This is a genomic window from Dyella jejuensis (assembly GCF_044904675.1).
GTDB classification, from domain to species: Bacteria; Pseudomonadota; Gammaproteobacteria; order Xanthomonadales; family Rhodanobacteraceae; genus Dyella_B; species Dyella_B jejuensis.
Map to the genome: position 1 here is coordinate 1 of NZ_JADIKJ010000011.1, position 13,750 is coordinate 13,750.

Genomic DNA, 13,750 nt, shown 5'->3' on the forward strand with positions numbered 1-13,750 from the left:
TCGCTTTCGACCTTGCAACGTCAATCGGGCATGCTTATGGCTGTTCATCCGGTTCCCTGGCGCGGGTTACTGATGTCTCGACAACCTCAGCTTCCTTCACCACAGCCGGATGAACAACCTATCGAATCGCAACACCTAGGCCCGTGCTGATGTCGGATAACCGCGCGCAAGCACCACACACGGTGTGACATGCGACGCGCTGCCTCTGGCAGATCAACTGTTCCGCATGCTCGCGACAATGCCGGCGAGCTGGCGCACGGCCGCTTCGGAGGCCGCGCGGTCGGGCGTGCGATCGCTATTGTTGAAGTCCCCGGTAGCCCCGAACGCTTGCACCAGCAAGCCATCGCTGCGCGGCACCACCCCGAGGGTATCGGTGGAGAGTGCGTAGTTGACTTCCGGTTGTGGAATGAGCCGCGCGGTTTGTCCGCGCACGGGGATGATCGACGAGTCGTTGAACAGGGCGCGGGCGCCGTATCCGGTGGCGTTGATCAAGGTGTGTTCCGGCAGCTCGAGCAGCTCGCGCGGATGAGTGAATTCGCGCACCACGATATGGCCGCCGGCCAATTGGAAATCCGCCATCAGCATGTGCGCGTAGGTGCTGATGTTGAACATCATGGTGGTATAGCGGCGCACCGGCCCGGGAAAGGGAGTGCTGCCGGCGGGGAGCGTGATCGAGCGCGGGGTAAGGTCGTGCACGCGATCCTGGAAGTCGCCGTAGTCCGGTTCGTCGGAAACCTTTTCGCCCTGGCCGGGCGAAGCGCCCGGCAGGTGGTAGCCATCGATCCATTCGATCGGACGGCCGGGCAGGCCCAGCAGGTTCTGGTACATCGCGTGAGACGTGCGCGCCATGTCCTCCCAGCGCGAGGCGAAGCCATCGGCATGTCCGGCATCGCAAATGCGCGAGTCGGGAGTCCACAGCCCGGTCGCGCGCATCGACAGGACATCCGGCGGAAGTGCCTTGGCATAGATGCGCACGGACAAGCCGGCGCGTTGCGCCAGCAGCGCAGAAGTGAGACCTAACGCGCCACAGCCGATCACGCCGATGCGCCGCACCCCGGTCGCCTGCGCCATGCGCAAGGCCAGCGCGCTCGAGCCCCACGATAGCGACCAGCCGCTGCCGCCGTGACCGTAGTTGTGGACGATAGTCTTGTGGTCCAGCTTTTCCGCTTCGACGCGCGGTCCAGCGGCACGGAACGGCCGGGTGCATACGTACACACCAGTGATGCGATCGGTCTGCGCCTTGATGGGCGCCAGTTCCGCAATGCCCGATGCCATCCGCGCCGCCGGTATGGGCAACGGTGGCGTGGAAGATTTCGGCAAGATGGCTTGCCTTGCGCATCCGGCAACACTGGCGGCGGAGGCGGCGGCCAGCGCCGCGCCCGCGTGGTGCAGAAACTGGCGACGTTGCACGCGCGTGCTTCCTGTCATGAAGGGACACGCGAAAGTAAACGCGGCACATCACAAAAGCAACGGCCCGCCGGCACGGGAGAATCCGTTGCTGGTCATGCTGCCGGTCATGTTGCCGAAGCAGGCCGTTCCCCTGGACGGCCTGCTTCGGCATGACCAGGCCACTTCAGAACCGGTACTCGCCCATGAGCGACACGATCCCGGTGGAGCGCTTCAGGTCGGCCGTTGCGACGCCGGTGGCTGGATCAATCACCTTGCCGGCGTTAGCGTGGAAGTAGTCGTACTGCAGGCCGATACCGAAATGCTCACTGATATCCCAGCCGGTGCCCGCGCCCGCGTACCAGCTGTCCTGGCCGGCACGGCCGGTGGTCAGCGTGCCGAGATTCCCGCCCATCTCGTAGGGATAGGCATGATCGTAGTTATTGGGATGGAAGTAGCCGCCGTGCGCACTGAGGTACCAGCCAGGCAGAAGATTGATGCGCCCATTCAGGCCAACGATCCAGCCGCGCAGGGCATTGACGCTCGAACTCTGGTTGACCGGCTGCGAATTGAAGATATTGCGCACGCGGAAATTACCCAGGTCCGCATAGCCGGCCTCGACGCCCAAGCCAACATCGGGGCCCACTTTCCAACGATAGCCCCCGGTGAGGCCGTAACCGGTACGGCGGTCACGCTGTCCTTGCGCGAAATCGAAATTGGAGAAATTGCCGAAATGCTGGTCGCCATTGCCATTGGTGCGGCCGACATTGGCATCCAGGAACCAGTTGCCGGAGCCAACCGGCTGGTCCGGCTGATAGGCGCCTTGCGCGGCGGAGGTGTCCTGTGCGGATACGGAAAAGGCGATCAGGGTGGCGGCGGCAATCGTCGCTGCGAGGCAGGTCTTGTACATGAAAGCATCCTCTTATAGTTCTGCTCCGGCCAGGCGAATGGATTCGCGTGGCCGGCGACCGCAGGGGTTTGCAGTCGGGCGACATTGGAAGGCAGAGGACTTCAACGCCTTGTGTTTGCGTCACAACGGATTTAAGCCGGGGTTAACGCACCTAAACGAACGCGACGATAGGTGAAACTTTATGCAGGCTTGCCGGTCAGCGGCGCTTGATCGTCGTGCAGGTGCAAGCGTGCGAGCGCGAGGTGACAGGCCGCGGTCCGTGGCGTGAGGCGTTTGGCCTGTGTTCGTTGCCGTCGTCGGTACCGACGCGGATCAGCTTATGGCGGGATCGCCCGTGGCGCGGCCGTCGGCAGCATGGTCTCCTGATGAGCCGCGATCTGCCTCCGGACCATTGTGAGGGCCGCTCACCACGACGCGATTGCGGCCATCCCGCTTGGCGCGATAAAGCGCGCTGTCGGCGGCAATCAGCAGGCGGCGCAAATCGTAGCCTTCGTGTTGGGTGGAGGCGATGCCGAAGCTGGCTGACACGGTAATGTCCTGCGATTCGCCCTCCGGCGTCGTGCTGATTGCCACGCGCAGCCGCTCGGCGCGCTCCAGCGCCTGTATTACCGAACTTTCCGGCAGCAGGATCCCGAACTCCTCGCCGCCGATCCGGCCAAATACATCGCAGGAATGCAGATGTTGCTGACACACGGCCACGGCGCGTCGCAGGACGTGGTCGCCAGCGGTATGCCCATGCGTGTCGTTGATCAATTTGAAATGATCCAGGTCGATCAGGATCAAGCAGGCCATGCGCATAGACTTGGCCGCATAGCGCAGCGTCTGTTCCGCTTCATCCACAAAATGCTGGCGGTTGAAGATGCCGGTAAGCCCATCGCGTCGCGCCAGGCGCATGAAGCGTAGCTGCGAGCGCTTCAGGCGCAGGAGCCACAAACCGATCGACGCCAGTACGGTAAGCAGCAGGGCAATGTAAAGACGGCCAGCTTCCACCGCCTTGTGATCGAGGGCCTGTTGCAGCTGGAGAATCTGGTTTTGCTTGTTCAGTTCGTCCAGTTCTACCTTCTTGGCTTCAACCTGTTGCTTGACGAACTGGTAGGCAAGCGCTTTTTCCCGCACGTCGTCCAGGCGGCCTTTATCGGCCGTCATGTATTTTTCGTGATAGTTGAGTGCGTCGCGCAGATCGCCTTTCTGGCGATCGATTTGGTAAAGCAATTGATAGGCGGTCGTAAGCGGTTCGATGAACTCGCTTTTCTGTGCCAGGTCGACGGTATTCAGCGCGAATTCTTCAGCCCGTGATGTATCGCCTTTCTGCCAATAAGCCTCTGTCATCAGCGCTGCGTATTCAGAGGTGAGTTCCAGGTAGTGGTACTTGACGACATTCAAGTAGTGGCTTTCGAGCAGGTTGATGGCATCGACCGTGCGGCCCTGTCGGATAGCAAAGCTGGCTACATCGCGCCGTGTCGCATCGGCAAAAAGATTTTCGTTGACCTGCGTGCATGCATTGATGGCTTGCTGCGCTTGCGATCTCCAGGATTGAGCCGATTTGCCGCCAAGGAAATCGGCATGCACCTTCAGGTACATGCCTATGCATCGGTTTCTACCGCTAGGATAATCGGCAATGATCTGGTCGGCGTAACTGGCGGCAAGGTCATATTGTCCGGCGCCAACCAGCAGTTGTGACGCTTCGCCCAGTATGTGAAAACGTGCGTCCTTATCGGTGACCTTCGGTAACTCGTCCAATGCGTGGTCAAGACGGGTATAAGCCTCTTCGTATTGATGGCTATAACCCAGGATATTGACGAGCGCTGCCGCGGCATGCATGCGGATGGCGTCATCGGGGGTTTCCCGGATGATCGTTTCCAGCAGCGGCCGGGCCTTTGCGAAGTCACCCAGATAAGCCACTTGCCAAGCTTTGAGATAGCGCAGCCGCCATTTTTGCGTGGCAGACAAGGCGACGGTATTTTTATCGAGTAATGCAAGCAATTCGACGAAGGCGGCGTTGTCGACCGTCTTGATTGTGTCGGCACGACCAAGCAAGTCTGCCAGGTTGCTGCTCGCGGGAGAGGCTGGAGCTGCCCGGCCCGCAAGCAACAACATGGCAAGGAGCCAAGAAGCTCCTGCGTATCGTTTCCGGCGCTTGCAGCCGGTTATCACCATCCGTGCGCTTACGCTTGAGCGAGCGATGGAGTGGTATGCGAGCCACGTATACCTTTCGGTCCCGGGTTCTCGCCTGGCTCGTCTTCCTCCTGCTCTTCCTCTTCTTCATCGGGTGCCGTAGGAAGCATGGTGCCGAAGAGCGGCGCCTGGTGCAGCAAGGCGTGCAACATGTCGTTGTCTTTGTCGAGAATGGCGTTGCGGACCGGCGTCTCGATATCTGTGCCGTCCAGCGCGAGTTCGATATCTTCCCGGGCCGCGTTGCGCCAGTGCGCCTCGCTACCCATTTTTTCCAAAAATTCAGTTACGCCTGGCATCGAATATCCCCCTGTTAGCTAAACGGTTGTTCCACTCGCGACCCAGGGTCGCGAGTGGATGATATCCGCTTGATCTCGCCATGGAACTGGCGCCGGCGAGTGTTTGATCCGTAACGCAATGATAGATTGACGGTGCGGCTATGGCGTCGCTATCGTCGCACGGTCCAGGGCCTGGAGCCTGGCCCGAACCTCTGCGTTTATCTGCAATGGACGCGCGGGGGGGATCGCCAGGGTATCGGCCATTCCCAGGTCTGCTTCTGGCAGTGCTCTAAGCGAGCGTTTTTCCATTCGAGGACTCTGGATGGGCAGGGTTGCCGCTCGATAGATAATGACTCCATGGTCCAGCGGGTAATGCTGCGCGAGCAGGTCGACCAGGATCTCCCGATAGGCGGGACCGGTGGCGAACCTCTTGTGGGTTTGGTCGCCAGCCAGGCCCACCTGCCAGAGGACCAGCCATGCGCTTGGATCGATGCAGCGCCGATAAAGCATGAACTGGCTGGTTTCGAAATGCTGGCAGCCGAAGGCGCCGGGATCGATGCCCAGGTCGGCATAAAGGCAATCTTCCGAAGAGATGCCGGGCTCCATGTGGGCCGGATAACCCTCCTGCCGGGCTATCTGGATCGCCTTGTGCGGCGCCCAGGCAAATACGCCCGGATGGCCGTAGAACACGCCGCAGACGCGCTTGCCGGCGCGAACCTCGGCCATGATGGCGGCGACCATTTCGCGGTAGGTCTTGTACCTCGACTTTCCTTCCCGGTAATACTGTTGAAGGCTGCGCACGTCCTTGTTCATGCCGGCGATCCATAGCTCGACCACGCCATCGGAGACCCCGACGAACACCACGTCAGCCTGCTCGATATGGCTGCGGGCCAGCGGACTGAGGTGCGAGCCCAGGGTGATGCCCGCGCCTACGCAAGCGAGGCTTCCCTTGGATGTTGCGTTGGTCAAGGCCTTACCCCTGAATCGGCTTGCGGGCAGTATTGCGTGATCGCGTGCAGGCGTCGAGCCGGCCGCATCGTTCCGGGAGCGGATGTGGGCACCGAGGGCCAAATCGATGATTGGGACGGGTCGCAAGCGGCCGTGCGAGGCAAGACGTTCGTCTATGTACTGCCGTGTGCCGGGGAGGATCTGACCAAGGTCGGTTTCACGCACGACCCGGTGCAACGATTCCGCAGCTTTCATCCCCGGTTCTTCGCCTTGTTCGATCTGGAACGGGGCATGCTGGTGGAGACCGGGCGCTTGCGCGACGCGCGCCGGGTGGAACGGCTGTTGATCGAGCGCTGGCCGGAGCACCGCGCCGCGGCGCCGCTGCTGGTATCGGAAGCGGCCGGCGGCCACACCGAGTGGTTCCGCGGGATAGCCGACCAGGCCGATGGATTGGTACGCCGGGTAGCCGAGCGCTATGGATATCCCTTGCACGCACCGCTGAGCGGCTGGTTGCGTGCCCGCTTTGCGGAACGTGCCGACCAGTTGTACGAATGGTCGCTGCGCATGCTGGACATGCTTGAATGGCAGGCGCTCAACCTGCCGCCGGAAGTCCAGGACGCGCGTCTTGCCGCGATGCTGGGCGATACGCTGGATGCTTGCCGCGCCGTCGGCATGGATATTGCGGCGTTGGTGCCGTCGCGCGTGATGGCGTGGCACGCAAAACGGCATGGTTAGCGACATGCTCACGCCTGGCCGATTACAGTTCAGGCTCCTGACCTTGCCAAAGGCGTCGCCGTGAAGCTTCCACGCCTGCCCCGATCCGCCTGGCTGCCGGCAGTCGTGGTGGTCGCGGTATTGATCGTGGTGCGCCTGGCCTTGCCGCAGGTGGTCCGCCACTATCTCAACCAACGTATCGCGCACATGGGGGCGTACCAAGGTTCGACATCCGACATCGATCTGCATCTGTGGCGCGGTGGCTATACCTTGGAGAACCTGCGTGTCGACAAGATCGGAGGGCGCCCGGGCGAGCCGTTCCTGATGGCGCCGCGCACCGAAGCATCGATGAGCTACATGGCGCTGCTGCACGGTCACCTGCGCGGCAAGATCGGTTTCTACAATGCCACCGTGAACTTCATTGACGGCAAGACCGCTGGCGAAAAGCAGACCGGCACCGGTGTCGACTGGAGCGAGAAATTGAACATACTCATTCCGGCGCAGCTCGACGAAATCCACGTGCACAACGGTACGGTGACGTTCCGCAATTTCGTTTCCAGTCCGCGCGTCGACCTGAAGATGACGGATGTCGAAAGCACGATGACCAATCTCGCCGCTTCACACCAGCGCGATGGCGCCCGCGTAGCGACGTTGCATATGACCGCGCACATCCTCGGCGACGCCGCGCTGGAGACCGATGCTTATTTCGACCCGGCGAACCATTTTGGCGATTTCGACTATCACATCCGCGCCACGCACATCCAGCTGGTGCGCGCCAATGACCTGGCGCGTGCTTATACCGGGCTGGATTTCGCCGCGGGTACCGGCGATTTCACGATGGAGCTGAAGGCAAAGGACGGCTATCTGCATGGCTACGCCCAGCCCATCTTCAACAACCTGCAACTATTCAGCTGGAAAAAGGACGTGGAGCAGGAGAAGAAAGGGCCGGTCAAGCTGCTGTACGAGGCCGCGGCCCAAGGGGTCGTGGATCTTTTGAAGAATCAGTCGAACGGTCAGTTCGCCACGCATGTACCGATCAGCGGCCGCATCGACGATCGGCAGCTCGATGCGCCACAAGCCATTCTCAATGTGCTGCGCAACGCTTTCATACAAGCGTACAAACCGCAGCTGGATCACCTGAAGCCGGCCTCCGAAGCGCCCGCCCAACATTGACCTTGCAGCGAGCCCGCACTGCGCTGCAGGGCGGGCCGGCAGCGTGCGCTTGCGCGGTGGCGGCTATGGCGCGGCGTTGACCGCTGCGCCGCGGCATGCCGGGCGCGCAAGGGAGGCGGAGCGAGGTCCGAGCCAAATCTCAGGGTTGCCCGGGTTTCAAGACAACCTTGGTCCATCCTTGCTTGCGCGCATCGAAATTCTTGTAACCCTCCGCTGCCTGCTCCAACGGCAATTCATGCGAGATGATCATCGAGGGTTTGGCCCGGTCGGCTTCGATCAGCTTGCAAAGCCGTCGGTTGTACGCTTTTACATTCGCCTGGCCGGTGCGAATTTTCTGTCCCTTGAACCAGAAGTGGCCAAAATCAAACGCCATCTGGCCCTTTTTCGCCAATTCGTCTTTCGCGCCGGGGTCCTCCGGAATGAAGACGCCTATGACGCCGATGCCGCCGGTGGCTTTTACCGTCTTGACCAGATTGTTCATGGTCAGATTGGGCACTTCATGCCCTTTCTGGTTGCAGCATTGATAGCCGGTGCACTCGCAGCCGCAATCGGCGCCCATGCCGTGGGTGAGTTCGAGAATCCGCTCCACGCCTTCCTGCTCGACATTGTCGACCGTGATGGCGCCGAGCTTGTCGGCGAGCGCGAGACGATCTTTGTGCGTATCGACCACGATGACCTTGCTGGCGCCACGGATCATGGCCGAATGCGCCGCCATCAAGCCTACCGGGCCAGCGCCATAGATGACGATCGTTTCGCCCGGTTGAAGCCCGGCCAGTTCGACCGCGTGATAACCGGTCGGGAAGATGTCGGCCAGCATCACATAGTCGTTTTCCTTGTCCTCGGCGTCGGGGGGAAGCACCAGGCAATTGAAATCGCCGAACGGAACGCGCAGGTATTCCGCCTGGCCGCCCTCATAAGGGCCCATGCCGGCAAAGCCATAGGCGCCTCCGGCCGTGCCGGGATTCACGGTCAGGCAGTAACCGGTCAGGCCGCGTTCGCAGTTCTCGCAAAATCCACAGGCAACGTTGAAAGGCAGGCAGATACGGTCGCCCACTTTGATGCGTTCGACGGCTTTGCCGACCTCGACCACTTCGCCGAGGTTCTCGTGTCCGAGAATACGGCCGCTTTCCATGTCGGTACGGCCTTCATACATATGCAGGTCGGAACCGCAGATGTTGGTGGATGTAATGCGCACCAGCACGTCGGTGGGCTTTTCGATTTTCGCATCGGGCACGTCAAGCACCGCTACGTCGCGTGGACCGTTATAAACGAGGGCTTTCATGTCAGGGCTGTCTCCTATCAGATGGGCTCGCCTGGTTCGCCGGTGGAGCGGCGCCGTAAAGCGTGGCGCGTGCCTGGCTGCTTGCCCGGACCGGCCATGGCACACGAAAACTACCGGACATACCGTCACAGGCACGGGTAGGCAGGGTGGTAATCAGGTGATGCCTTGGATCGGCATGCCGGCAACCCCAGATCCGTCCGATAGACGATGTTTTTCAGGAGGTGTCCCATGGCTATCGGTTGGGCCGGCGATGGCGCTGTGCAAGACCAGATCGACGCTACCGTCAACGACGCGGTGCAACGCGCGCGTTTGCAGCTCAAGCACGGTCCCGGGCGAACGCACTGCGAAGAGTGCGACGCGCCGATTCCCGCCGCGCGGCGCAAGGCCGTACCAGGCGTGTGCCTGTGTGTAAATTGCCAGCAGGCTCACGATGCGGGGCGCGGCGCCAGCCTCTACAACCGACGCGGCAGCAAGGATAGCCAGTTACGTTGATGGCGGTCTGCGCGCGATACGTAGACCGTAACGAGAAATATCGCGCTGAATAAGCGCACTTGCTTCCCGGCGTGGCATTTGCGCGAGAGCAGCCGCGTCCTGCGCAGGGAGATATGCGGGACTCGAAAGATAGTGGTGCCCTGAGCCGGAACGGCAACCTTCCAGTTGTCATGGCTTATCCAGGCGCCATGCCAATCAAGCAAGCCTTATGGGACTACTCGTCCGGGATGTTCCACACCCATGTCCCTCTTTGCGTCCTGGTCTATTTCCTCCGCTCCCTGTTTGGTCTTCCGGTTGCGTTCTTTCTGCAGGGTATGGTCCATGTCAGCGACGCCGGACTCGTTGCGATCGCCGGATTCATGCTTGCTGGAATCGCTTTGTTTTTGCACTGTCGTCACCTTAGGCCGCCGGCATGGCGACGACCTAAACGTTACGCAAGGGCAGCTGTCCATGGCGGCTAGGGGCAGTGAACAAGCTCATCTACAATGCCATGCGCCGTCTGGTTAAACATATCGAAGACAGAGCGATACAAGGCTTGGTGATAGGCTTTGCCCATCGCCATAAACCTGAGGAGCCGTCCATGGAAGTCAGCTTCACTAACTGGGGTGAGGCAGTCGCGTTCCTTTCCGAGCGGACCGACATCGCGCTGGAGGGGTTGATGGCGTTGAGCGCGCAGCAGATGGTGGACCAGCAAGTGATTGCGGCGCTCCTTTCGTCTCATTCCCACCTGCGTGCCGCAGCTGACGCATGGCGAAAGATGGCCTCGGCCACGCTGCCCATTACCCACGTGCGAAGCCTGCAGAACGACCAGCCCGAGTCGGTGCGCGAGGCCTATTCGGAGCGCATGGCGTATTGGGAAGAAATCTTTCGCCGGGCCATTCCCGAGAACGAATAGGGGCAAAACGCCGGCATTCCCGGATCAGGGGGTGCATGCGGCAGGGCGGCGTGCAACCATATGCGCGCTGTTTTTTCCCCCTTGCCGCAGGCCTGCCGATGCGCCCTTCATTCCGACGCCTGCTGGCGTCCGCCCTGTTGTTTTTCGCCGCGCATGCTGCGCTGGCGCAAACGCCCCAGACGGTTCAACTGCAAAACCTTACCTGGACCGAACTGCGCGACCAGGTCCGCGCCGGCAGAACCACGGTGATCATTCCCATCGGTGGTACCGAGCAAAGCGGGCCCTATGTCGCGGTGGGCAAGCACAATGTGCGCGCGGCCTATCTCGCCGACAAGATCGCGCGGCAGTTGGGCAACGCGCTGGTCGCGCCGGTGGTGGCCTACGTGCCGGAAGGCGGCTACGACCCGCCGACGTCGCACATGCGTTTTCCGGGCACCATCACGATCCCGGGCGACGTGTTCGAGAAAATGCTGGAATCGGCGGCCAACAGCTTTGCGGTCCATGGCTTTCGCAACATCGTGTTTCTCGGCGACCACGGCGGTTACCAGAACGACTTGAAGCTTGTGGTGGCGCATCTCAACAAGAGTTGGGCCGGCACGAAGACGCGCGCCTTCCTGCCACCGGAGTACTACCAGGCTTCGTCGGAAGGTTATGCGCAGATCCTGCGCCAGCGCGGTTTCCGCGACGATGAAATCGGCACGCACGCCGGCCTGGCCGATACCTCGCTGCAACTCGCCGTCGCGCCGCAGATGGTGCGGCTCGGCCCATTGCGCAGCAGCGCAAAACTGGGCGCGGCCGATGGCGTCTATGGCGGCGACCCGCGCCGCTCCAGCGCGGAACTGGGCCAACTGGGCGTGGATGCTATAGTTTCGCGCACGGTCGAGGCCATCCGGAAAGATACAGCGGGGCGCTGACCTCTTGCCGGACCGGAAACTTTTGTTGCCCTCCTCACTACGGGAATCTTGCTGTGAAATTTGATCGTTTCGGGCGTCTTGCCCTGCATGCCGGCGCCATCCTCGCCGGCCTGTGCGTTAACGCCGTTGCCATGGCGCAAACGGTAACCACCGTTCCCGGCATGCCGCCGGTAACCAATCCCAAGAACATGTATAGCGACGCCGGCTTCAATATGTTCAGCCCGGCCGTGGCTGGTGCGTTGCCGCGCATCTATGTGCCGAACCTGCGCTCGGACAACGTCTACGTCATCGATCCGAAGACCTTCAAGGTGGTCGACAAATTCCCGGTTGGCCACAGTCCGCAGCATGTGGTGCCGTCATGGGACTTGCAGACGTTGTGGGTGACCAACAACGCCGAAGGCCGCACCGACGGCAGCCTCACCCCGATCGACCCGAAGACCGGCAGGCCGGGCAAGGCCGTGCTGGTGGACGACCCGTACAACATGTACTTCACGCCGAACGGCAAGGAAGCCATCGTGGTGGCCGAAGCGCATGCGCGACTGGATTTCCGCGACGCGCACAGCATGGCGCTGAAGTCGAGCCTGCAGGTGCCCGAATGCAAGGGCATCAATCACGCCGACTTTTCGATCGACGGTCGCTACGCCATCTTTACCTGCGAATTCGGCGGCAAGGTGGCGAAGATCGACATGGTCCACCAGAAGGTGGTGGGCTACCTGGAGCTGCATAAGGGCGGCATGCCGCAGGACATCCGCGTCTCGCCCGACGGCAAGGTGTTCTATGTCGCGGACATGATGGCCAACGGCGTGTACCTGCTCGACGGCGACAGCTTCAAGCAGATCGGTTTCATCAAGACAGGCATCGGCACGCACGGCATGTATCCCAGCCGCGACGGCACCAGGCTCTATGTTGCCAACCGCGGCTCGAACAAGGTGCATGGTCCGCGCAACGGCCCGGGCAGCGTGTCGGTAATCGATTTCGCTACGCGCAAAGTCGTTGCCAATTGGCCGATTCCCGGCGGCGGCAGCCCCGACATGGGCAATGTCACCGCCGACGGCAAATGGCTGTGGCTATCGGGCCGCTTCGACGACGTGGTCTATGCGTTCGATACCGCCACCGGCAAGGTGAAGATCGTCAAGGTCGGCATGGAGCCGCATGGCCTGGCGGTATGGCCGCAGCCCGGCCGTTACTCGCTGGGTCACACCGGCATCATGCGCTGATCGGATACGTCGAACGAATGGAAGCGGGAAGGCCGTCGCATCGACAGCCTTCCTTTTTTTATGCTGCGGTCGCTAGTGCGGCTAGTGCAGGGAAGTAGCAAGGGCATCCAGCGATGTGGATGCCGGCAGGGTTACAACTGCACGACGTCGAAATGTACGTCGGGCGGGATGTCCGCGTCGTAATCCACATCCGCGCGGGCGAAACCGAACAGGCGCAGGAAGTCATGCTTGTAGCCGGCGTAGTCGGTCAGCTGCGACAGGTTTTCGGTGGTGACCTGTGGCCATAGCGCCTTGCAGGCCTGCTGCACGTCGTCGCGCAGTTCCCAATCGTCCAGGCGCAGGCGGCCCTCGCCGTCGGTGGCCGGAGCCGCCTGGTCCTGGCGGTACAGGAAATCGTGGAACAGCCGGTTGATCTGTTCGATGGTGCCTTCGTGGATGCCTTTCTCCTTCATGATGCGGAACACCATGGAGACGTACAGCGGGATCACCGGAATGGCCGAGCTGGCCTGGGTCACCACCGATTTCATCACGCCCACATACGCCTGCAGGCCCTGGGCGGCATGGCGCGTACGCAGTTCGCGCGCGGTGTTGTCCAGGTGCTGCTTGGCCCGGCCCAGCGTGCCGTGCCAGTAGATCGGCCAGGTGATTTCCGTGCCGACGTAGCTGTAGGCCACGGTGGTGGCGTGCTCGGCCAGCACGCCGGCCTTGCTCAGCGCATCGATCCACAGGGCCCAGTCTTCGCCACCCATCACCTTGACCGTATCGGCGATCTCCTGCTCGGTCGCCGGCTCGACCGATACCTGCACCACGGTATCGCGATTGGTATCCACCGAAGACGCGGTGAAGGTGTTGCCGATCGTCTTCAGCGCGGAGCGCACCGTTTCACCCGTGTCCGGCAACTTGCGCACGGGCGAAGCCAGCGAATAGACCACCAGGTCGATCGGGCCGCCCATCTCGTTCTTGATCAGTTCGATCGCGCGATCGCGCGTTTCGTTGGCGAATGCGTCGCCATTGATGGACTTGCTGTACAGGCCGGCCTGCTTGGCGAGCTTGTCGAAGGCGGCGGAGTTATACCAGCCGGCCGTGCCGGGCTTGCTTTCGCTGGAGGGCTTTTCGAAAAACACGCCCAGCGTCGCGGCGCCGTAACCGAAGGCCGCGGTAATGCGCGAGGCCAGTCCATACCCGGTGGAAGCGCCGATCACCAGCACCCGCCTGGGACCGGCGGCCGGCGTGCCGCTGGCCCTGGTGATGCCGATCTGTTCGGCCACGTTTTTTTCGCAGCCGGCCGGATGCGCTGTGATGCAGATAAAGCCACGAACCTTGGGATGGATGATCACGAAAAACCCTCATGCGAGCAGGTCCGCCATTC

13 protein-coding genes are annotated in these 13,750 nt (G+C 61.7%); 6 read left to right on the plus strand and 7 right to left on the minus strand.

Annotated features, from left to right (window positions below):
• Positions 1 to 213 precede the first annotated feature (213 nt).
• From ISP15_RS10585 to ISP15_RS10605, 5 genes are all read right to left on the minus strand, one after another.
• On the minus strand, positions 214 to 1,410 hold the full coding sequence (locus ISP15_RS10585) for an FAD-dependent oxidoreductase (RefSeq protein WP_404547275.1): 1,197 nt from the start codon (positions 1,408 to 1,410) through the stop codon (positions 214 to 216).
• A 163-nt stretch (positions 1,411 to 1,573) separates the two neighbouring features.
• Positions 1,574 to 2,296 carry an outer membrane protein gene (locus ISP15_RS10590; RefSeq protein ID WP_404547277.1) on the minus strand — a complete coding sequence of 241 codons (723 nt, stop codon included), beginning with the start codon at positions 2,294 to 2,296 and terminating at the stop codon, positions 1,574 to 1,576.
• 312 nt (positions 2,297 to 2,608) lie between these two features.
• Positions 2,609 to 4,393 carry a diguanylate cyclase gene (locus ISP15_RS10595; RefSeq protein ID WP_404547278.1) on the minus strand — a complete coding sequence of 595 codons (1,785 nt, stop codon included), beginning with the start codon at positions 4,391 to 4,393 and terminating at the stop codon, positions 2,609 to 2,611.
• Positions 4,394 to 4,461: 68 nt separating this feature from the next.
• The gene (locus tag ISP15_RS10600; RefSeq protein ID WP_404547279.1) at positions 4,462 to 4,767 is read right to left on the minus strand and encodes a hypothetical protein; all 306 of its coding nucleotides are present in this window, start codon (positions 4,765 to 4,767) and stop codon (positions 4,462 to 4,464) included.
• Between the two features lie 138 nt (positions 4,768 to 4,905).
• On the minus strand, positions 4,906 to 5,715 hold the full coding sequence (locus ISP15_RS10605; RefSeq protein WP_404547280.1) for an SAM-dependent methyltransferase: 810 nt from the start codon (positions 5,713 to 5,715) through the stop codon (positions 4,906 to 4,908).
• A gap of 84 nt (positions 5,716 to 5,799) precedes the next feature.
• Here ISP15_RS10605 and ISP15_RS10610 point away from each other — a divergent pair, with 84 nt between their 5' ends.
• Both ISP15_RS10610 and ISP15_RS10615 read left to right on the plus strand, forming a co-directional pair.
• Positions 5,800 to 6,429 carry a GIY-YIG nuclease family protein gene (locus ISP15_RS10610; RefSeq protein ID WP_404547282.1) on the plus strand — a complete coding sequence of 210 codons (630 nt, stop codon included), beginning with the start codon at positions 5,800 to 5,802 and terminating at the stop codon, positions 6,427 to 6,429.
• A gap of 60 nt (positions 6,430 to 6,489) precedes the next feature.
• Complete coding sequence (locus ISP15_RS10615; protein WP_404547283.1) at positions 6,490 to 7,581, plus strand: AsmA family protein; 1,092 nt, start codon at positions 6,490 to 6,492, stop codon at positions 7,579 to 7,581.
• A 139-nt stretch (positions 7,582 to 7,720) separates the two neighbouring features.
• Here ISP15_RS10615 and ISP15_RS10620 read toward each other — a convergent pair whose 3' ends face one another.
• The gene (locus tag ISP15_RS10620) at positions 7,721 to 8,863 is read right to left on the minus strand and encodes a glutathione-independent formaldehyde dehydrogenase (RefSeq protein ID WP_404547284.1); all 1,143 of its coding nucleotides are present in this window, start codon (positions 8,861 to 8,863) and stop codon (positions 7,721 to 7,723) included.
• 228 nt (positions 8,864 to 9,091) lie between these two features.
• Between ISP15_RS10620 and ISP15_RS10625 the strand changes: the two genes are divergently transcribed.
• The 4 genes from ISP15_RS10625 to ISP15_RS10640 all read left to right on the plus strand — a co-directional run bounded on the left by ISP15_RS10625 (position 9,092) and on the right by ISP15_RS10640 (position 12,381).
• On the plus strand, positions 9,092 to 9,355 hold the full coding sequence (locus ISP15_RS10625; protein WP_404547285.1) for a DksA/TraR family C4-type zinc finger protein: 264 nt from the start codon (positions 9,092 to 9,094) through the stop codon (positions 9,353 to 9,355).
• 466 nt (positions 9,356 to 9,821) lie between these two features.
• Entirely contained in the window at positions 9,822 to 10,250 is a 429-nt protein-coding gene (locus ISP15_RS10630) for a hypothetical protein (protein ID WP_404547287.1), read from the plus strand.
• A 98-nt stretch (positions 10,251 to 10,348) separates the two neighbouring features.
• Positions 10,349 to 11,164, plus strand: coding sequence for a creatininase family protein (locus tag ISP15_RS10635; protein ID WP_404547288.1), 816 nt, complete (start codon positions 10,349 to 10,351; stop codon positions 11,162 to 11,164).
• A gap of 53 nt (positions 11,165 to 11,217) precedes the next feature.
• Positions 11,218 to 12,381, plus strand: a complete 1,164-nt coding sequence (locus ISP15_RS10640; RefSeq protein ID WP_404547289.1) for a YncE family protein — start codon at positions 11,218 to 11,220, stop codon at positions 12,379 to 12,381.
• A 131-nt stretch (positions 12,382 to 12,512) separates the two neighbouring features.
• Here the strand turns inward: ISP15_RS10640 and fabV are convergent, their stop codons facing one another.
• Positions 12,513 to 13,718, minus strand: a complete 1,206-nt coding sequence (gene fabV, locus ISP15_RS10645; protein ID WP_404547290.1) for an enoyl-ACP reductase FabV — start codon at positions 13,716 to 13,718, stop codon at positions 12,513 to 12,515.
• Positions 13,719 to 13,750: the final 32 nt, after the last annotated feature.

Excerpts from the sequence above, each read along its gene's own strand:
- ISP15_RS10625 (WP_404547285.1), top strand. The coding sequence starts at position 9,092 with ATGGCTATCGGTTGGGCCGGCGATGGCGCTGTGCAAGACCAGATCGAC.
- ISP15_RS10595 (WP_404547278.1), bottom strand. The coding sequence starts at position 4,393 with ATGTTGTTGCTTGCGGGCCGGGCAGCTCCAGCCTCTCCCGCGAGCAGC.
- ISP15_RS10620 (WP_404547284.1), bottom strand. The coding sequence starts at position 8,863 with ATGAAAGCCCTCGTTTATAACGGTCCACGCGACGTAGCGGTGCTTGAC.
- ISP15_RS10635 (WP_404547288.1), top strand. The coding sequence starts at position 10,349 with ATGCGCCCTTCATTCCGACGCCTGCTGGCGTCCGCCCTGTTGTTTTTC.
- ISP15_RS10600 (WP_404547279.1), bottom strand. The coding sequence starts at position 4,767 with ATGCCAGGCGTAACTGAATTTTTGGAAAAAATGGGTAGCGAGGCGCAC.
- ISP15_RS10590 (WP_404547277.1), bottom strand. The coding sequence starts at position 2,296 with ATGTACAAGACCTGCCTCGCAGCGACGATTGCCGCCGCCACCCTGATC.